General features: G+C 53.9%; 19 protein-coding genes. All 19 read left to right on the top strand.

The annotated features are described in order from the left end of the window. Positions 1–6: 6 nt before the first annotated feature. Positions 7–1431, top strand: a complete 1425-nt coding sequence (gene flgE / locus LQZ19_RS00095) for a flagellar hook protein FlgE (protein WP_411045589.1) — start codon at positions 7–9, stop codon at positions 1429–1431. 5 nt (positions 1432–1436) lie between these two features. Next, positions 1437–1634, top strand: coding sequence for a flagellar FlbD family protein (locus LQZ19_RS00090; RefSeq protein WP_411045588.1), 198 nt, complete (start codon positions 1437–1439; stop codon positions 1632–1634). A 12-nt stretch (positions 1635–1646) separates the two neighbouring features. Next, positions 1647–2429: a motility protein A gene (locus LQZ19_RS00085; RefSeq protein WP_411045587.1), complete on the top strand. Its 783-nt coding sequence runs from the start codon at positions 1647–1649 to the stop codon at positions 2427–2429. 11 nt (positions 2430–2440) lie between these two features. Then, positions 2441–3172, top strand: a complete 732-nt coding sequence (gene motB / locus LQZ19_RS00080; protein WP_411045586.1) for a flagellar motor protein MotB — start codon at positions 2441–2443, stop codon at positions 3170–3172. Positions 3173–3276: 104 nt separating this feature from the next. Continuing rightward, a complete protein-coding gene (locus LQZ19_RS00075) occupies positions 3277–3837 on the top strand; it encodes a flagellar basal body-associated FliL family protein (protein ID WP_411045585.1) in 561 nt (186 codons plus the stop codon). Positions 3838–3861: 24 nt separating this feature from the next. After that, positions 3862–4914, top strand: coding sequence for a flagellar motor switch protein FliN (gene fliN, locus LQZ19_RS00070; RefSeq protein WP_411045584.1), 1053 nt, complete (start codon positions 3862–3864; stop codon positions 4912–4914). Between the two features lie 93 nt (positions 4915–5007). Continuing rightward, positions 5008–5625 carry a flagellar biosynthetic protein FliO gene (locus LQZ19_RS00065; RefSeq protein WP_411045583.1) on the top strand — a complete coding sequence of 206 codons (618 nt, stop codon included), beginning with the start codon at positions 5008–5010 and terminating at the stop codon, positions 5623–5625. Further along, positions 5622–6449, top strand: a complete 828-nt coding sequence (gene fliP, locus LQZ19_RS00060) for a flagellar type III secretion system pore protein FliP (protein ID WP_411045582.1) — start codon at positions 5622–5624, stop codon at positions 6447–6449. Before LQZ19_RS00065 ends, fliP begins: the two co-directional genes overlap by 4 nt. 9 nt (positions 6450–6458) lie before the next feature. Further along, a complete protein-coding gene (gene fliQ, locus LQZ19_RS00055; RefSeq protein WP_411045581.1) occupies positions 6459–6728 on the top strand; it encodes a flagellar biosynthesis protein FliQ in 270 nt (89 codons plus the stop codon). A 34-nt stretch (positions 6729–6762) separates the two neighbouring features. Next, positions 6763–7578, top strand: a complete 816-nt coding sequence (gene fliR / locus LQZ19_RS00050) for a flagellar biosynthetic protein FliR (protein ID WP_411045580.1) — start codon at positions 6763–6765, stop codon at positions 7576–7578. Next, positions 7575–8975, top strand: a complete 1401-nt coding sequence (gene flhB / locus LQZ19_RS00045; RefSeq protein ID WP_411045579.1) for a flagellar biosynthesis protein FlhB — start codon at positions 7575–7577, stop codon at positions 8973–8975. Before fliR ends, flhB begins: the two co-directional genes overlap by 4 nt. A gap of 178 nt (positions 8976–9153) precedes the next feature. Then, positions 9154–11268, top strand: coding sequence for a flagellar biosynthesis protein FlhA (gene flhA, locus LQZ19_RS00040; protein WP_411045578.1), 2115 nt, complete (start codon positions 9154–9156; stop codon positions 11266–11268). Positions 11269–11282: 14 nt separating this feature from the next. After that, positions 11283–12593 carry a flagellar biosynthesis GTPase FlhF gene (gene flhF, locus LQZ19_RS00035; protein WP_411045577.1) on the top strand — a complete coding sequence of 437 codons (1311 nt, stop codon included), beginning with the start codon at positions 11283–11285 and terminating at the stop codon, positions 12591–12593. A gap of 1 nt (position 12594) precedes the next feature. After that, positions 12595–13482, top strand: coding sequence for a MinD/ParA family protein (locus tag LQZ19_RS00030; protein WP_411045576.1), 888 nt, complete (start codon positions 12595–12597; stop codon positions 13480–13482). 14 nt (positions 13483–13496) lie between these two features. After that, positions 13497–14192, top strand: coding sequence for a hypothetical protein (locus LQZ19_RS00025; protein ID WP_411045575.1), 696 nt, complete (start codon positions 13497–13499; stop codon positions 14190–14192). Positions 14193–14195: 3 nt separating this feature from the next. After that, positions 14196–15008 carry an RNA polymerase sigma factor WhiG gene (gene whiG, locus LQZ19_RS00020; protein ID WP_411045574.1) on the top strand — a complete coding sequence of 271 codons (813 nt, stop codon included), beginning with the start codon at positions 14196–14198 and terminating at the stop codon, positions 15006–15008. Positions 15009–15028: 20 nt separating this feature from the next. Continuing rightward, positions 15029–16981 (top strand): FapA family protein, encoded by a 1953-nt coding sequence (locus LQZ19_RS00015; RefSeq protein WP_411045573.1) that lies wholly within the window; start codon positions 15029–15031, stop codon positions 16979–16981. Beyond that, positions 16971–17312: a hypothetical protein gene (locus tag LQZ19_RS00010; RefSeq protein WP_411045572.1), complete on the top strand. Its 342-nt coding sequence runs from the start codon at positions 16971–16973 to the stop codon at positions 17310–17312. Before LQZ19_RS00015 ends, LQZ19_RS00010 begins: the two co-directional genes overlap by 11 nt. A 4-nt stretch (positions 17313–17316) precedes the next feature. Then, positions 17317–18003 (top strand): hypothetical protein, encoded by a 687-nt coding sequence (locus tag LQZ19_RS00005; RefSeq protein ID WP_411045571.1) that lies wholly within the window; start codon positions 17317–17319, stop codon positions 18001–18003. Positions 18004–18113 lie beyond the last annotated feature (110 nt).

Raw genomic sequence — 18113 nt, 5'->3', positions numbered from 1 at the left:
ACTACTATGATGCGATCATTATTTTCCGGTGTGTCGGGATTACAAAATCACCAGACCAGGATGGACGTGGTAGGTAATAACATTGCCAACGTCAACACCACCGGATTTAAACGGAACAGAGTTAATTTTCAGGATATGATATACCAGCAGCTTCAGGGGGCGGCAAAGCCCACGGAAGACCTTGGCGGCGTGAACCCCAAGGAAGTTGGTCTCGGGATGTCGGTGGCTTCCATCGACACCATCCATACTCAGGGCTCCCTCCAGACTACCGGCGTGGGTACCGATTTGGCGATCCAGGGTACGGGCTTCTTCGTCCTTAAGCAGGGCGAAAAATCCTTCTACACCCGGGCGGGCGCGTTCGGCCTAGACCAGGAAGGTTTGCTGGTAAACCCCGCCAACGGTATGCGGGTTCAGGGCTGGCAGGCCCGGACCATTGGGGGTGAGCAGGTGCTGGATGTTTCCCGGGATACCGAGAACCTCGTTATCCCCGTGGGGAGCAAAGATGCTGCCCGCGCCACCACATCGGTCGACTTTGCCTGTAACTTAGACAAGCGGACCCCCATCGTTCCCAACGCTCCCTCCCCGGCGGAAATCTCCCACGGTACCTGGGGTACGGAAATGAAAATCTACGACACCTTTGGTCTGGAGCACATACTCCGGGTAGAATTCCTGCGTAACTGGGGCTTCAACGCCGATGGCGAGCCTCTGGCGAACCTCAACAACCGCTGGACCGCCACCGTAACGGTGGACCCGGAAAGCGCCCAGCCCACCAATACTGAAGTAGGTATGGTGGGACAGGTCCCGGCGGCGACAAACACCTTTACGGTGATCTTCAACAACAATGGTACCCTCCAGAGCATTGAGGACATCAACGGCGCCGTGACCAACGGAGAGGGCCCGGTGGTGATGAACGTGGCCTTTGATGTGCTGAGCGCGGCCCCGGAAATTGACGGTGGAATGATCCGTCAGGAATTCGCCCTGAACCTGGGCACCGCGGGGGGGCTGGTAAATAGCATTACCCAGTATGCGGAGTCCAGTTCTACCAAAGCTATCATTCAGGATGGTTATACCATGGGCTACCTGGAAAACTTTAAGATTGACCAGAGCGGGGTTATCACCGGGGTGTATTCCAACGGAACGAACCGCACCCTGGGGCAGGTGGCAATGGCCAGCTTTTCTAACCAGGGCGGTCTTGAAAAGGGCGGAGACAATGTCTTCCTGGTGAGTAACAACTCGGGTTACGCCAACATTGGGCCCTCGGGCATAGCGGGGAAGGGCAAGATCATCGCCGGTACCCTGGAAATGTCCAACGTGGATCTTTCGGAACAGTTCGTGGATATGATCGTTACCCAGCGCGGGTTCCAGGCCAACTCCCGGACCATCCAGACTGCGGACCAGCTCTTGCAGGAAATTTTGACCCTCAAAAGGTAAACTAAGTGATTAAGGTAACCCGGCTGAACGGAATGGAATACTATTTAAATCCGCATCAAATTGAGTCCCTCGAAGTTCGGCCGGATACCACCCTCCAGATGCTGTCCGGTAAAATTATTGTGGTGAAAGAAACGGTGACCGAAGTTATCGACCGGATCGTGGAATATCGCCGGAGAATCGGCGGCTTTAAGAATGAGGAATAGAGGTAAAGCGGTATGAATATATCAACCTTAATTGGTGTTGCCGGTTGTTTCGGCATGGTTGGCCTGGGAATTATCACCGGGGGATCAGGCCTGATGACCTTCTACGATCTTCCTTCAATCTTGATCGTCGTGCTGGGTTCCTACTTCGGTCTCTTCACCTTCGGCAGCATTCCCAACACTATTGGTATCTTCAATACTATCAGTTTGACCTTTAAGACCGCTAACTTTAACGAAACGGCGCTTATCCGGCAATTGATGAATATGTCGGAAAAGGCCCGCCGGGAAGGACTCCTGGCGCTGGAAGAAATGCTGGACGATCTGGACGATGAATTTATCAAAAAGGGGCTGCGGCTTGTGGTGGACGGTACCGACGCAGAGATTGTGCGGAACCTTATGGAAACCGAGCTGGGCCAGATGCAGGAACGGCACGTTGCAAAAATCAAGGTTGTCAATATGTGGGGTACCCTGGCTCCCGGACTTGGTATGTTGGGCACGGTTATCGGGCTCATTGGTATGTTGAAAAACCTGGAAGATAAATCCGCCCTGGGACCGAACATGGCCGTTGCGCTTATCACCACCCTGTACGGTTCCATGGTTGCTAACCTTCTGATGATCCCCTGGTCGGGTAAATTACAGACCATGGACGCCACGGAAGCCAAGGTTAAGGAAATGGCCATCGAGGGAGTCCTCTCCATCCAGGCCGGCGATAACCCCCGTATATTGGGGATGAAGCTCCTGACCTATTTGAATCCCCTGGATCGTAAAACAGTAGAAGCGGAAGTGCTAAAAGATTAAGGAAGTATGACGTGGCGAAAAAGAAAAAGCCCGAAGCGGGCGGTGCAGGCGGTGAGTGGATTGTAACCTATTCAGACATGGTTACCCTGATGCTTTGTTTCTTTGTCGCCCTCTTCAACCCCGATGAAGTAACCCCTTCCACCGTGGAAGCCCTGATTTCCGCATTTAACAACCAGGGTATCGGGGCCAATTCCGGGGGAAACACCCTGGGGGCCGGGAAAAGCGCGGATCTGGGCAATACCATAGCCTCCCTGCCTGCAATGGAAAAGGGCGAGTCCCTGGGCACGGCTTTGAAAAAGGCCATAAGCCTTTTTAACCCGGAAGTTAAATCCAACAAAGTAAAGGTCACCCGTGACGAGCGGGGCCTGGTTATAAGCCTTGCTTCGGACGCCTTTTTTAACCCCGCCAGCGCCAGGATCAACGTGGAACAGACCCGGGATATTCTGCTGCGCTTAGGAACCCTGCTGAGTTCGGATGAGGTACGGGGACGAAAATTCCGCATTGAAGGTCATACCGATGATACTCCGGTGGACCCCGAAGGTCCATGGGAATCGAATTGGGAACTTTCTACCGCCCGATCTATTAGTGTTCTTCACTATCTTACCGATATTGGAGTAGAGGAACGGCATTTTCAGGTGGCGGGATTTGCCGCCACGGTCCCGGTAGCCTCGGATGATACCGCAGAAGGCAGGGCATATAACCGCCGGGTGGATGTTATCATCCTGGATGATGGCCATTTATAGAATGGTCAGGTCTTTTGTAAAATGGCCAGGCCTTTTGTAAGAAAAGGGTTTGCATAAAATGGTATTTTTGTATACTATAAAATAGAGAGTCGGAGGGTTAGGTCATGGGCGATGGCGACGATATACTGGATGAGGGAGGCGAAGCTCAGGACTCAGGCGGCGGCGGTTCTAAAAAACCGGGCGGTTTGGGAGCCTTATTGCCGAATCTGCTTAAATTTGTAGCCATAGGTTTGGGCGCACTGATTTTTATTATTACCGTAACGGTGATTACCTTTAATTTTATGAATAAAGGTGGGCCATCCCAAACCGTTGTGGCCGATTCCTCTTCCCCCTATAACGGGAAACGGCCGGAGTATCTCTATTTTAATTCCATAGGCACGGTACGGTGCAGAACCAAGGATCCTACCTCCCATTCGGTGGTGGTTGATTTGGCCATCGGTTATGATATGAATGATAAGAACGCTGCCACCGAACTGACCACCCGGCTTTACGAGTTGCAGGATTTTGTGCGGAATTTTTTTAGTTCCAAGTATGCCCGGGATCTGGCAACCGAAAACGAAGCCAGGCTGAAACAGGAGATCATTGAGGCCCTGAATACCAAGGTCCTGAATTCTTCAAAGGCAAAGAATATTGTATTTAAACAGCTTGATGTGGTTGAGTTATGATTTGCAGGAAGGGGGGGGCAAAGTATGAGCGATAGCGCTCTTTCGCAGGCGGAAATAGATGCACTGTTAGCCGGGGTAGATTCTTCGAGCTTTAGCGGCGGTAATGGCGGCGGAGGAAACGGCGGCGCCGAGTCCAAGGCCCTGCAGGGTTATCTCTCCGGCACCGTGGATGCCCAGTCCTCCAACCTTTCCACCATGACCGGCGCATCGGTTAGCCTTAAGGGGCCCGAGCTGAGCAGTTCTGACCGGGACGCCCTGATAGAAAAGCTTCCGGATATGGTTACTGCGGTTAAAGCGGATTTTAGCGCCGGGTTCCCCGGTGAACATATATTTCTTTTTCCCGAGGATACGGCTAGAGCTATTGCCGCTCTGATGAACAAGGAAGAAAACATCGAATTGGATGAGATGGCCATGTCGGTGATTGGGGAAATGGTGGGTACCATTGTGGGTACCCAGATCACCACCCTGACCGGAAAGACCGGCAATAAGTCTATCGCCAATGTTGCCCCCGAGGCCGCCAATGTTCCCAAAGCTGCCGCGGCGCTCCCCGCAGGAGAGTTCCAGGTTGCGGATTACCAGCTCGATCTGGGCGATGGAAAGGATCACCGGATTTGGGAAGTCTACGGGCCGCAGGTGGCGGCGGATATTACCAAGGCCCTGACCGCCGGTCCCGCTCCGGCGGCGGCTAAGCCGGCTCCGGCAGCTCCTATGGGCGGTATGATGGGAGGAGGTGGTATGGGAGGTATTATGGGGTCGCCCTCTAACGTTCAGTCGGTACAGTTTCCAAATCTAATGCCCCAGCCCACGGCTCAGGAAGCGGGCAATATCGGTCTCATCATGGATGTATACATGGAGATGACCGTAGAATTGGGCCGTACCAGAAAGCTGATCAAGGAAATTTTGGGTATGGGTGAGGGTACCATCATTGAATTGGACAAGCTTGCCGGTGAGCCGGTAGACATTCTGGTGAATCATAAGCTTATTGCAAAGGGTGAAGTGGTGGTTATTGACGAAAATTTTGGTGTCCGTGTCACAGAAATTGTCTCTCCCATGGAAAGAATGACCGAATTAAGCTAAATAGGGGTAGCGCAACACTACTAATATAGATTAAAATAGTTACTAAGGATCAGTTTCTACTTGGGAGGGGAAAAACTGTATCGATTTTATCCGATGTCTATAGCCGTGCTTTTTATAAGCATTGGCCTCTTTACTTTTAATCTCAACAAAGTATCCGCTCAAACGCCGGACACCCTGGGGGAATCCTCTGTCCTGGCCGTTGAAACAGCGCCGCTTCCCGGCGAGCCCATTGCAGAAAACCTGATTATTCTTGGGGATGCGCCCCCGGGAGAAGCTCTTCCCACTCCGGGAACCCCTACTGTTTTTTTTGTTCTCCGGATGGTTTTAGTTCTCGCCCTGGCCGCGGCTGCTATCTATGGTTTGGTATTCTTTTTCAAGCGCCTCTCCCGTTCACCGGAGCAGAAAAATCCCTATCTCAAGATATTGGCCAGGACCCCCATGGGGGCGGGCAGTTCGGTGGCGGTAGTTTCCGTGGGGAACAAGGCATGGCTGGTGGGCGCCGGAGACAATGGCGTATCCCTTATCTCTGAAATAACGGATCAGGAGATGGTGGACGCCATGCTTCTGGACGATTCCCGTAAAGGAAGTGACGGCGCCCCGAAGTTCCTGAACTTTTCGGCCCTCCTGCGCCGTCTGGGCGGTGGCGGCGCAAATACACGGTTCCGGGCGGACGACCTGCGTAAACGGCGGGAAAGGCTGAAGGACCTATGAGCCGCCCGATTGTTCTGGCGGGAACCCTGTTTCTGCTGGCTGTTTTTGTCCCCCTCCCGGCAGCGGCCCAGACCACGCCCTTTCCCTTTCCGAACCTTTCCACACCGGGAACCGTGGCCGTCCCTGCAGCGCCCGCAGACCCGGTGATCCCCTTTATCGATCTTACCGTACGGAACCCCGAATCGGGGCAGGAAGTAGCCTTTTCTCTCCAACTGCTGCTGCTCCTTACCGCCCTCTCCCTGGCGCCGAGTATCATCATACTTACCACAAGTTTTCTGCGGATATCCATAGTCCTGGACTTTATTAAACGGGCCCTTTCCCTGCAGCAGGTACCCCCAAACCAGGTGATTCTGGGGATTTCCCTTTTCCTCACCGCATTTATCATGTGGCCCACCTTTGAAGAGATATATCAGAATAGTTTCCAGCCCCTCCAACAGGGGAACATATCGGTGCAGGAAGCGTACCGGGGCGCCGAGGCTCCGCTGCGTATCTTCATGTACCGCCAGATGCAGAGCAACCCCGGCAATATCCGGCTCTTCATGTCCATGCGGGGGCTGGACCGCCCGAATACCCTGGCGGATGTCCCCACCTATGTGCTGATTCCCGCATTCATTCTCAATGAATTAACCATAGCCTTTAAGATAGGCATATTGTTGTTTATTCCATTTATCGTGATCGATATGGTGGTGGCCAGCGCGCTCATGTCCATGGGTATGATCATGCTGCCCCCGGTAATGATTTCCATGCCCTTTAAGCTGATCCTCTTTATTCTGGTGGACGGCTGGGGGCTTTTGACGGACCAGATAGTCCGTTCTTTCGGATAGGGGTGATAGATGAGTATCGGCGACATTACGGCCCTTCTCCGGGGGGGCATATTTGAGACCCTGCTTTTGGCGGCGCCGCTTTTGTTTTCCGCCCTTACCGTGGGCCTGATAGTAGCTATACTGCAGGCCACCACCTCTATCCAGGAGCAGACCCTGACCTTTGTACCAAAGGTGCTGACCATACTTCTGGTACTGGGCCTTTTGGGGGGCTGGATGTTTACTTCCCTGGGGGATTATACGGTGCAGTTATTCAGGATGATTCCTGCTATGGCGCGTTAACGCGTGCATAAACTTTTAGACAAGGGGTTGGTTGGTGATTGAGGCGCAGTTCCTTAACGAAATTTTAGCCGGTGCACCGGCGTTTCTCCTGATTGCCGTCCGGGCTCTGGCGATGATCGAAACTGCACCGTTACTGTCTTCGGACGGCATACCCCAGATTGCCAAGATTGCCCTGGCGGGGTTTGCCGCCTTTACCGCCTTTCCCACCGCCCTTGCTGCGGGCTGGAATCTTGCGCCCTTCGGTCTGTACTTTGTGTTTCTCCTCATTGGGGAGGCCATCGTGGGGATCATCATCGGGTTCTACCTTACCCTGATCTTCTCCGCCTTCTCCACGGCGGGTCAGTTCTTCTCCCTCCAGATGGGCTTCGGCGCCTCTGAAACCTTCGACCCCCTTGCTCAAATAGAAAACCCCCTAATGGGTCAATACCTGAACCTGGTGGCCATGCTGGTATTCCTTTCCATAGGCGGCTTTTCCGAACTGTTCCTGGGCGGGTTCTGGCGTTCCATCCAGTCGATCAGCGCCTATTCTCTGGTTATGGGCCATGAAGCGGTGATAGAAACCCTCCTGAACGGGCTTACCGGGGTGTTTATGGACGCCATCGTGATCAGTATGCCCATACTGGGGACCCTCTTCCTTACCTCACTGTCCACGGGGCTCATCTCCAAGGCGGCCCCGCAGATCAATATCCTTACCGAAGGTTTCCCCATATCAATCACCGTAGCCTTCGTCCTCATCATGGCCACCATGCCCTTCATGACCGAAGCCTTCGCCCGGGTAGTGGACATGGGTTTCCAAAACATCGAGTCCCTGTACATGCAGATTGGGACACAGATCGGGGGCGGGTCATGATAGGAATGAAGAATAACCGCAGAGGAATGAAGAATAACCACAGAGAAATGAAGAATAACCGCAGAGAAATGAAGAATAACCGCAGAGAACACAGAGATCGAACCTTCGGTTCGCTTTCACAGAGGACACAGAGGGAAGATATAAATTTTTCTTCTTCTTCTCTTCCTCCTCTTCCTCTGTGTTCTTCCCTCCGTGTCCTCTGTGGTTATTCTTTTGATTTCTCTGATTATATTTTTGATTTTTTTCAAGGAAATGGCGAACGAAAAAAGTCCGCAAACAACGATATTCCTTCCAAAATAGACCTGCAGTGGTTCGCCGCGGAGGATGAGGGGCGTACTGAAGAACCCACCGAGTATAAGATACAGAAGGCCCGGGAGGAGGGGCGGGTTGCCAAGAGCCAGGAGCTTATCGGCGCATTGGTCCTGCTCCTGCCGGCGCTTACTATTTTTTTCCTGGCCCCCTCTATGCTCAGGACTTGCGTAGAAATGCTGCGTTTCTACTTTCTCCGGGCCTCCGAGCTGGACCCCATAAAGGATCGGGTGGTGGCGGTGGCCTTCTTTAACTACCTGACCCGGCTGGCCCTGCCCATCGTGCTGGTGGCCATGGCGGCGGGGATTTTTTCCAATGTGGTGCAGACCGGTTTCCTCTTTACCACCAAGCCCCTGACCCCGGACTTTTCCAAGGTAGTGCCCCGGCTGGGCCGTTACTTTCAGAAAACCCTCTTCTCTATGGAAGGGCTTTTCAATATCGCTAAGTCCATCGTTAAGATGGCTATCATCGGCGCCGTGGCCTTCTTCCTAATCCGTTCGGAGATCAAACAACTGGCGAATCTCCAAACCGCCAGGCTCTGGTTAGGGGTGACCACCGTAGCGTCCCTGGCCATCAGGATGCTTATCATCTCAGCGTTACTGCTGCTCCTCCTTTCCATACCGGATATGCTTTTCCAGCGCTGGCAGTACCGGGAATCCTTAAAGATGTCCAAGCAGGAAGTGAAGGAAGAACGGAAGATGTACGAAGGGGACCCGATGATCAAGTCCCGGCTGCGGCAAAGAATGCGTGAACTGATGACCCGGAATATTGCTATTACGGTTCCCCAGGCGGATGTGGTTATCGCCAACCCGACCCACTTTGCGGTGGCCCTGGAATACAAGCCGGGGATGGACGGCCCCATGGTAAGCGCCAAGGGCGAGGACGAACTGGCCCTGCGGATTCGCCGCATAGCCGAGGACAACGATGTACCGGTGGTGGAAAACAAACCCCTGGCCCGTGCGCTCTATGCTGAGACCGAGGTGGGGGAAGTCATACCGGAAACCTATTACCGGGCCGTGGCTGATGTATTAGCCCACGTATACCGGCTGAACGAAGACCGGCGCCGCAACGCCGGCCTTGGGGCATAGGAGAAACGATGGAGAGAAGAGTAACCACAGAGGGCGCAGAGGGAAGAACACAGAGGACACGGAGGGGGAAAGGGGAAGAGGTTTTTAAAATTCTTCTTTCTGTCTTTTCCTCTGTGTCCTCTGTGCAAGCTCTGTGTGCTCTGTGGTTATATTCTTCTTCTGTAAGGAGTAGATTTTAATGTCTGACCAAAGCGGCACGGCGCGGAAAACCTTTTTTGGGAACAGTACGGAACTCGTCATGGCGGTGGCGGTGGTGGCGGTGGTGATGATGCTGATCATCCCCCTGCCCACGGTACTCCTGGACGCCCTGATGGCCATGAACCTGGTTCTGGCCCTGCTGATCCTCCTTATCGTCCTCTATACCCGGAAGGCTACGGACTTCAGTATCTTCCCAACCATACTGTTGGTGTCAACCGTGTTCAGCCTGGCCCTGAACGTCTCCTCCACCCGGCTCATCCTGACCCGGGGAACCGCTTTCGACGGCCGCATGGTCCGGGCCTTCTCGTCCTTCGTGGTCGGCTCCGGCGGTACCGAAGGTCTGGTGGTGGGCTTTGTTATCTTTATCATCATCATCGCGGTGCAGGCGGTGGTTATCACCAAGGGCGCCACCCGTATCGCGGAAGTGGCCGCCCGGTTTGCCCTGGATGCTTTGCCGGGGAAACAGATGGCCATTGAAGCGGAGTACAACTCCCAGGCCATCACCGAGGAAGAGGCCATTGCCCGGAAAAACGATCTCCAGCGGGAGGTTGACTTCTACGGCGCCATGGACGGTTCCAGTAAGTTTATCTCCGGGAACGTTAAGGTGGGCATACTCATCACGGTGGTGAATGTCATTGGGGGCATCGTCATCGGAACCCTGATCCACGGTGAACCCATCACGGTGGCCATCGGTACCTATATATCCTTCTCCATCGGGGACGGCCTGTTATCCCAGTTTCCTGCCCTGCTCATTTCCACCGCCACGGGTATCATCGTTACCCGGTCGGTTTCCAACGGAACCTTTGGGGAGGATGTTTCGGAACAGTTCTCCCGGGACGCCCGTATCTACTGGATAGGCGCCGGTGTCCTTGGGGGCTTTGCCCTGCTGCCGGGCTTTCCCTGGTACGTGCTCATTCCCATGGCCGCCCTCCTGGTGGTATTAGCGGTACGCCTGGGTCGGCGGAAGACCAAGCGGGATACTGCGGCGGCAAAAACTGCGGATGCCAAGAAGGCCAAACCCGAAAGCGAAGATATGTCCCCCATAGTGCCCCTGGACCCCCTGTCCCTGGAGCTTGGTTACGGACTCATCCCCCTGGTGGACCGGGAGAAGGGGGCGGAGCTCCTGGAACGGGTCCACCGGATTCGCCGGGAATCCGGGCTGGACCTGGGGCTGGTTATTCCCCGGATACGGATCATCGACAATATACGGCTGGAACCTTCGGAGTACTGCTTTAAGATCCAGGGTGTAGACGTGGGCCGGGGCAAGATACGCATGGGTTACTACCTCTGTATCAATCCCGGGGGGGTGAAGGATGAGCTGCCCGGGGAAAAAACCCGGGACCCCACCTTCGGTCTTCCTGCCCTCTGGGTAAGCGAGGATAAACGGGATGAGGCGGAACGGGCGGGTTATACCGTGGTTGATCCTCCCTCGATTATCGCCACCCATTTAACGGATATTATCAAGCGCCATGCCGCGGAGATCCTGGGTCGTCAGGATACCCAGGAGATTCTGGACGCCCTTAAGAAAAGCTACCCCGCAGTGGTGGAGGAAGCCCAGAAGGCACTCAGCCTTGGGGAAATTCAAAAGGTGCTTCAGGCATTGCTCCGGGAGCAGGTCTCTATCCGCAATATGGTGGCTATTCTGGAAGCCCTGGCGGATTACGGCCAGGCAGCTAAGGCAGCCAAAAATATGCAGTTCCTCAACGAAAAGGCCCGGCAGGCCTTAAGCCGGCAGATATGCCTGCAGTACGCCACCGATGACCGGGTGCTTCGGGTACTCACCATAAGCCAGAGCCTGGAACAGAAGATCCTGGACAGCGCCGTGGAAACCGCCGCGGGTATCATGTCCGCCATGGACCCCTCCACCAGGATTAGTTGGATAAAGGCCCTTTCCCGGACGGTGGCTGCGGTACAGGACCAGGGTTGGTACCCCATCGTCCTCTGTTCCGAGGCGGCCCGGTATCTGGTTAAGTCCTCCACGGAACGGGAACTGCCGGATCTGGTGGTGCTTTCAGTACCCGAGTTGGTAGCCGATGTTACCGTGGAAGCGGTTGGAGAAATCAGCGTGGAAAGTGAAGAAAAGGTGAAGGTTTAAGGAGGAAAGCATAAGTGTCTGTGGAACAATTTATAGAACAGGGCTCAACCTACGCCGACTGTTTACAAAAAATACGCTTGAAATACGGGGAAAGGGCTAAGGTGATGAACTACCGGACCGTCCGTATAGGGGGGATCTTTGGCGGCCTCTTTTCCCGGGACGGGGTAGAAGTTACGGGCTATATTTCCTCGGATCTCCGCTATGCCGCCGGCGCTTACGGCATAAGCTCAGCCCGGCAATCTTCTCAGATGGCGGCGCAACCGAATGTGACTAGTCAGACTAGCCAGATTGATGTACCCAACCAACCTCTGGATTTTGAGGAGGAGAAGAAAAAGCTTCTCGCCACTGCGGCGGCCTCTACAAAACAACCCGATCCTACCATGCAGAAATTGCTCAATGAGATTAAGACCCTTACGGAAAAGATCGACGCCCACCCTTTTAGGGGACCCCAGGAGGAACACCCAACCCTGGGCAGGTTGGAGGAAGTTTTCTACCAGAATGATTTTTCCCCCGCCTATACCAAGGCCATGTTAGACCGGGTACGGAAGGAATTTTCCCTGGATGCGCTGGAAGACTATGATGCGGTCCAGGATAGGGTAGTTGAATGGATAGGGGAAACCGTCAGGATACATACCGAAAGTTTCAATAGCAGGCCATCCCTCCCGCGCCGGGGACCCCGGATCATGGTACTGGTGGGCCCCACCGGGGTTGGAAAGACCACCACCATCGCCAAACTGGCCGCCGCCTATGGGGTGGACGGCTGGGGAGGGGCGCCCCTCCGGGTAGTGATGATCACCATCGACGGATACCGCATCGCCGCCAAGGAGCAGCTTGAAAAGTACGGTCAGATCATGGAGATTCCCGTATCCTATGTAAATACCAACGATGAGCTCCGGAAGACCATCGCCTTTTATCAGAATGACGTCGACCTGATACTGGTTGATACCATCGGCAAGAGCCCCCGGGATACGGTAAAACTCGCGGAAATGAAGCAGTTCCTGGATGTCTGCGGGACCTCGGCGGAGGTACACCTAGCCTTGGCCGCCACCACCAAATACAGCGACATGCGGGAGATACTCCGGCAATTTGCCCCCTTCAATTACCAGTCGGTGGTGATTACCAAGCTGGACGAAACCGTCCGGGTGGGAAATGTGATCAGCGCCCTATTTTCGGATGGAAAAGAAGCGGTCTACATCACCGATGGCCAGCCCGTCGACAAGCATATCCATCGGGCCAGTGTGGTCCGGTTTTTAATCAACCTTGAGGGGTTCCGGATCGACCGGGATAAGATTGAGCAGAAATTCCCTCCCTTCGGAGAAAAATAAAATGGAAGATCAAGCTGAAAAATTGCGGGAAATAATGCGGCAAAAGAAGGGCTCCGGAGAACAGAATTCCTCCGACCCAAAGGAGCGGAAGCGCGCCCGGGTCATCACCATTACCAGCGGCAAAGGCGGGGTGGGGAAGACCAATGTTTCGGTAAACATGGCCCTGGCCTATGCCCGGCTGGGGAAAAAGGTGGTTGTCATGGACGCCGACTTGGGCCTGGCCAACGTAAATGTGATGCTCAATATGATCCCTAAATGGAACCTCTACCATGTGATCCGCAAGCAGAAAACTATGAAGGAAATCATGGTAGATACCGAATACGGTATTTCCATTGTCGCCGGCGCCTCGGGCTTTTCCAAGATCGCCAACCTCACCGAGGATGAGCGGATGAATTTTATCGATGAGCTGGACACCCTGTCCAATGCGGACATCATCATCATCGATACCAGCGCCGGTGTTTCCAGCAATGTGTTAGACTTCATCGCCGCCGCGGATGATGCGGTGATCATCACCACCCCGGAACCTACGGCCATCACCGACGCCTACGGTATTATCAAGATCATCGCCACAGAGATTGACAGTCTCAATATGGGGCTTAAACTGGTGGTAAACCGGGTCCATTCCGTGGCGGAGGCAAAAAAGGTAGCGGACCGGATGACCAATATCGCCGGGCAGTTCCTCAACCTCAAGGTGGATTACCTGGGTTTTATCTACGATGATATTGCGGTATCCCATGCGGTGCTGCGGCAACGGCCTTTTATGGTAACCGAACCCCGGAGCAAGGCTTCTATTTGTATCCAGCATATTGTGGGACGCATGGAGAAGAGTGATATTAAGGAAAGCGCGGGCTTTTCTATGATGATGAAACGGCTTTTTGACCGTGGATAGGGGGCGAATCCTGGATGTTTAATCCGAAGATAAGCGGTATAGCCGCTGGTATCGGTTTTATCTTCTCCTTGCTGCTGGGTATTATCACCGGGGCAGGTTTGTCCCTGCTTGTGGCTCGGGCCTTTGTTTTTGCCGCTGTTTTTTTTGTCTTGGCGTCCATAGGCTATGGGGCGATAACCATGTACCTGCCGGAACTCCTGAATAACCCTGCTGAGGAACCCGGTCTTGGTTCACAGGTGGATATCTCTATCGGGGGTGATGATGACCAGGGATCGGATATCTCCCTGGGAGAGGGGGGATTCGGGGACGAGGTGGGCGAAATATTGGAAAATCCCGGCGATTCGGATGAAAATATAGATTCTTTATCGGGAAACACCCTGGACCAGAATAGCAAAGGCGGATATACTGGGGAGGGGAGCTTAGAAAGAGCTCCAAGCCCTTTGCAGCCGGCCTTACCTACGGGTTTGGATTTCACCGCTGAGGACCTTGATTCGGTGGATGTATTGCCGGATCTTGATGCCATGTCCGGGGCGTTCGCTTCCGGTCCGGCGGACGGCGGTGGGAGCGGGGGATCCGGCTCTTCGGGCGGGGGGTCCTTTGATAGTTCGGGCAAGACCGCTTCGGAAAAGGCGGGGCTTGGTGATGATTTTAATGTTCATGAGATGGCTTCCGCCATCCAGACAATTTTAAAACGGGAAGATAAGGGATAAGCCATGGGGAAGGTTCTTGGGAATAATCTTACCGATTATGCCTTGGAAGAAAAGGCGGAAGAGGAATTTTGGCAGGAATACCGCCAGAATAGGGATCCGAAGATCCGCGAAATGTTTATTAAGCAATACGCCCCGCTGGTAAAGTATGTTGCCGGTAAAGTTGCTGTCGGTATGCCCCATAATGTTGAGTTTGATGATCTCGTAGGGTTCGGCGTCTTCGGCCTTCTGGATGCCATCGACAAGTTTGATCCCGAAAAAAATGTAAAGTTTAAGACCTATGCGGTAACCCGTATCCGGGGCGCCATATTTGATGAGCTCCGTTCAATAGATTGGGTTCCCCGGTCTGTCCGCCAGAAAACACGGGAAGTAGAGGAAGCAATCGGTTCCCTGGAAGCCCAACTGGGAAGAACCGCCACGGATCAGGAAATAGCCAATTCCATGGGATTGGACGAAAATGAATTCATCAAAACCATGATGAAAATTTCCGGTACCACCATGCTTTCCCTGAACGATGTATGGTTCTCCGGCGATGAGAATGACAAGGTTTCCATCGGGGACAGCATCGAATCTCCCTCGAGTCTCAACCCGGATGTTATTGTGGAAAAGGATGAGATACGCCGGGTAATTGTGGAGGCCCTTGAAGAACTTCCGGATAAGGAAAAGAAGATATTGGTCCTCTACTATTACGAGGATCTGACTTTAAAAGAAATCGGTCAGGTTTTGGAAGTAACCGAATCGCGGGTATCCCAACTGCATACCAAGGCGATCCTGCGGCTCAGGGCAAAACTGACGAACATCCGTAAAGGTATTGTCTGATTCGGTAATGGAGTATATTAATGGTTGATTTTGTCCAGCTGCAGCATATTATGAAGGAGCAGTTGGATCAGGACAGAGATATCAGCATCATTGAAGCCCAGGGGCCGACCCTGGAAGAAGCGGTAGCCCAGGCGGCTACCCTGCTCAATCTCCCCGTCAGACGGATTGAATACGAAATAAGCGAACGGGGTTCCACCGGTATTATGGGCGCCGGAAAAAAGGACTGGAAGATCAAGGCCTACCGGCATTATGTCCGGGATGAGAAATCTTCTGAAGACGACTCCTTTGATAGCGGCGTTGATTTTGAGGTTCCGGTGATGGAGGATAAAAACGGCTATGTTTTTGTCCACCTGCGCCATGATGGAGTGTATATCAAGGTTTCTTCTCCCGTGGGCCGCGGAAAGAAAGCTACCCCTGCCCAGGCGCGGGTTGCCCTGGCTGATCGGGGCATAAAGGATTTTGACCAAACGGTGATAAACGAGGTCATAAAAAACCCCAGTGATGAATATATCCGGGTTGGAGACTTTGAGCACAAACCCTCCAACGACGCGACCATGACCGTGGAAATCGCGGAGCAGGACATGAAGGCCCTGCTCTATGTAACGCCTCCGGGGCCCGGGGGCTGCGATGTTTCCATTGAAACCTATCAGACTTTTTTGAAGAACAACAAGGTTTATTTCGGAATTGATTTGGATTATCTGCGGGATTTTGCGGACCAGCCTGTTTATAAACAAAAAGTGGTGATCGCCGAAGGACTCCCCCCGACTAACGGACGGGATGCTTATTTACAGTACAACTTTGAAACGAACCAGTCCAAGGTGCACATCAGGGAAGGGGCCAACGGACGGGTCGATTTTAAGGACCTTAAGCTTATCCAGAACGTGTTTGAAGCCCAGCCTTTGGCAAAGAAGATACCCCCGGAACAGGGAACCCCCGGCAGGACCGTTACGGGGAATCCCCTGCCGGCCAGGGATGGTAAGGACATGGTTCTGCCCCTGGGAAAGAACGTCCATATGGGGGAGGACAAGGTTACCATCATTGCCGATATGAACGGACAGGTGGTGGAGGTCAACGGTAAGATCAATGTGGAACCCGTGTACACCGTTGACGGTGATGTGGACCTTAAAACCGGAAACATCATCTTCCTTGGTACGGTGATGATCACCGGTAACGTGGTGGATGGTTTCTCCGTTAAAGCTGCGGGTAATATCGAAGTGAACGGTACCGTGGAAAAGGCGGATCTGGATGCCGAAGGTGATATCATTGTCCACCAGGGTGTTACCGGAAGGGGTAAGGAAATTATCCGGGCGGGGAAGACCCTGATGGCCCGGTTTATTGAAAATACGATGATCGAAGCGGGGGATTCGGTAATAGCCTCCGATGGCATTATCAATTCCCGGGTGGACGCCGGTAAGCGGATCATCTGCCAGGGTAAGCGGGCCACCATCGTGGGAGGCCGGCTGCGGGCGGGCGAAGAGATCAACGCAAAGATACTGGGCAGCCCCACGGCGGGTACGGAAACGATCTGTGAAGTGGGGGTGGATCCAAAAACGAAGGAGCTTCTTTCCCAGCTTGCGGAAAAAAAGGCGACCCTGGAAAAACAGTTTGATGATATCAAGCTGAATATACAGACCCTGATCAATATTAAACAACAACGTAAGTCCCTGCCGGAGGATAAGGAAGCCTATCTCCAGGAACTGGATGAAAAACGGGTGGAGACCATTACGGATATAAAGAAAAACACCGATGATATTGAAAAAGCCCAGGATTTATTAAACAACCTTCAGGCCCGGGGACGGGTTTCCGCCTCCGCAAAGGTGTATCCCGGAGTTCGGGTGATGATAAAAGACGCCAAGGAAGATGTCCGTACCGAATACCGTGCGGTGACTTTTATCCTGGAAGACGGCTTAGTTAAAATAACGAAGTATGAAGAACCGGACATGGAGGGAATGCGGGGTCTCGATGGCAATTAATCCGATTGATTTGCAGACCCTCTTTACCCAGGTTGATAAGGTTGGCAAGGAGCAGGCGAACCAAAAACAGGGGCTCCAGCTCCAGCAGTCAATTCAGGGCGCACAGATTCAACGCAGAACCGACGAGCGGATCCAGTCGGTTAATGAATCCCAGGATGCCGGCCAGGGACCGGAGCGGATTAAAGACCGCTCCCCCCGGAAACGCCGGGACGAAGGGGAAGGGCAGGGGGGCGATGATACGGAACTGTTAGGTATAGACCCAAGGGCTGGGGATGATCCTTCTATAATTCGGGACCCAGCCTTGGGAAAAAATATTGATTTAAGCGGGTAGTCCAATGACCCTGTCCCTTATCTTTTCCGCCGCCGCCCTGATAATCTGCGGTTTTTCGTTTATTTATCTCCTCTCATATCTCCGCCGCCGCACCGGCGCCGAGCGTATCCTTAAGGACTTTGAGGAAGAGGTAGACCGGCTCATTGCCGGAATAGATCTGGCGGCGGAACGGAACCTTACCCTCCTGGAAGACAAGTCAAAATCCCTCAAGATCCTGCTCGATACCCTGGACCGCCGTATCACCGCCTATGCCCGTGAACTGGACCGGCGGAACACCCAGGAAAGCGCCCTAAGCGCCCTGACCGGCGAATCGCCCAAGCCCCGCTCCGCCGAAGGGGCTTACGCCGCCCTAGGCCGAGCCCGGGGACTAAGGTCCTCCCTGGAGGTCATCCTTCCGGAGCCGGACACCCAGCCGGAAACTCCGGGGCAGGAGCCCGCCGCTATGCCCGCCCTCGACCCATCCGGCGGCCTCTTCGACCCGGCGGTTCCCGAAGCGGAAACCGGAAAATCCGCCGGGCCCCGGTTTATCCGTTCACCCAATCAAGTTAAGCCTAAGGCGCCGTTGACGGAGCAGGTCCTGGAACTATCCCGGAACGGCTTTTCCGCCGAAACCATAGCTGCCCGCTTGGGGGTAACCATAGCAGAGGTTGATTTGGCTTTGGCTATGTCGGAACGGAAATTTAACCGGTGAATACCCCGGTTTTGTATTTTGTCGGCAAAACGGGCGTGGGGAGGGGTACACCTGGCTTCATGTGCGTGTAGAACCTGTCTCCGCAGCCCCGCTGCGCGGGTCTACTACGA

It is taken from the genome of Treponema primitia, from assembly GCF_046533075.1.
In the GTDB taxonomy this organism is placed as follows: Bacteria; Spirochaetota; Spirochaetia; order Treponematales; family Breznakiellaceae; genus Termitinema; species Termitinema primitia_B.
Note: the sequence above shows the minus strand (reverse complement) of the source record. Positions and strands in the feature narration are given on the sequence as shown.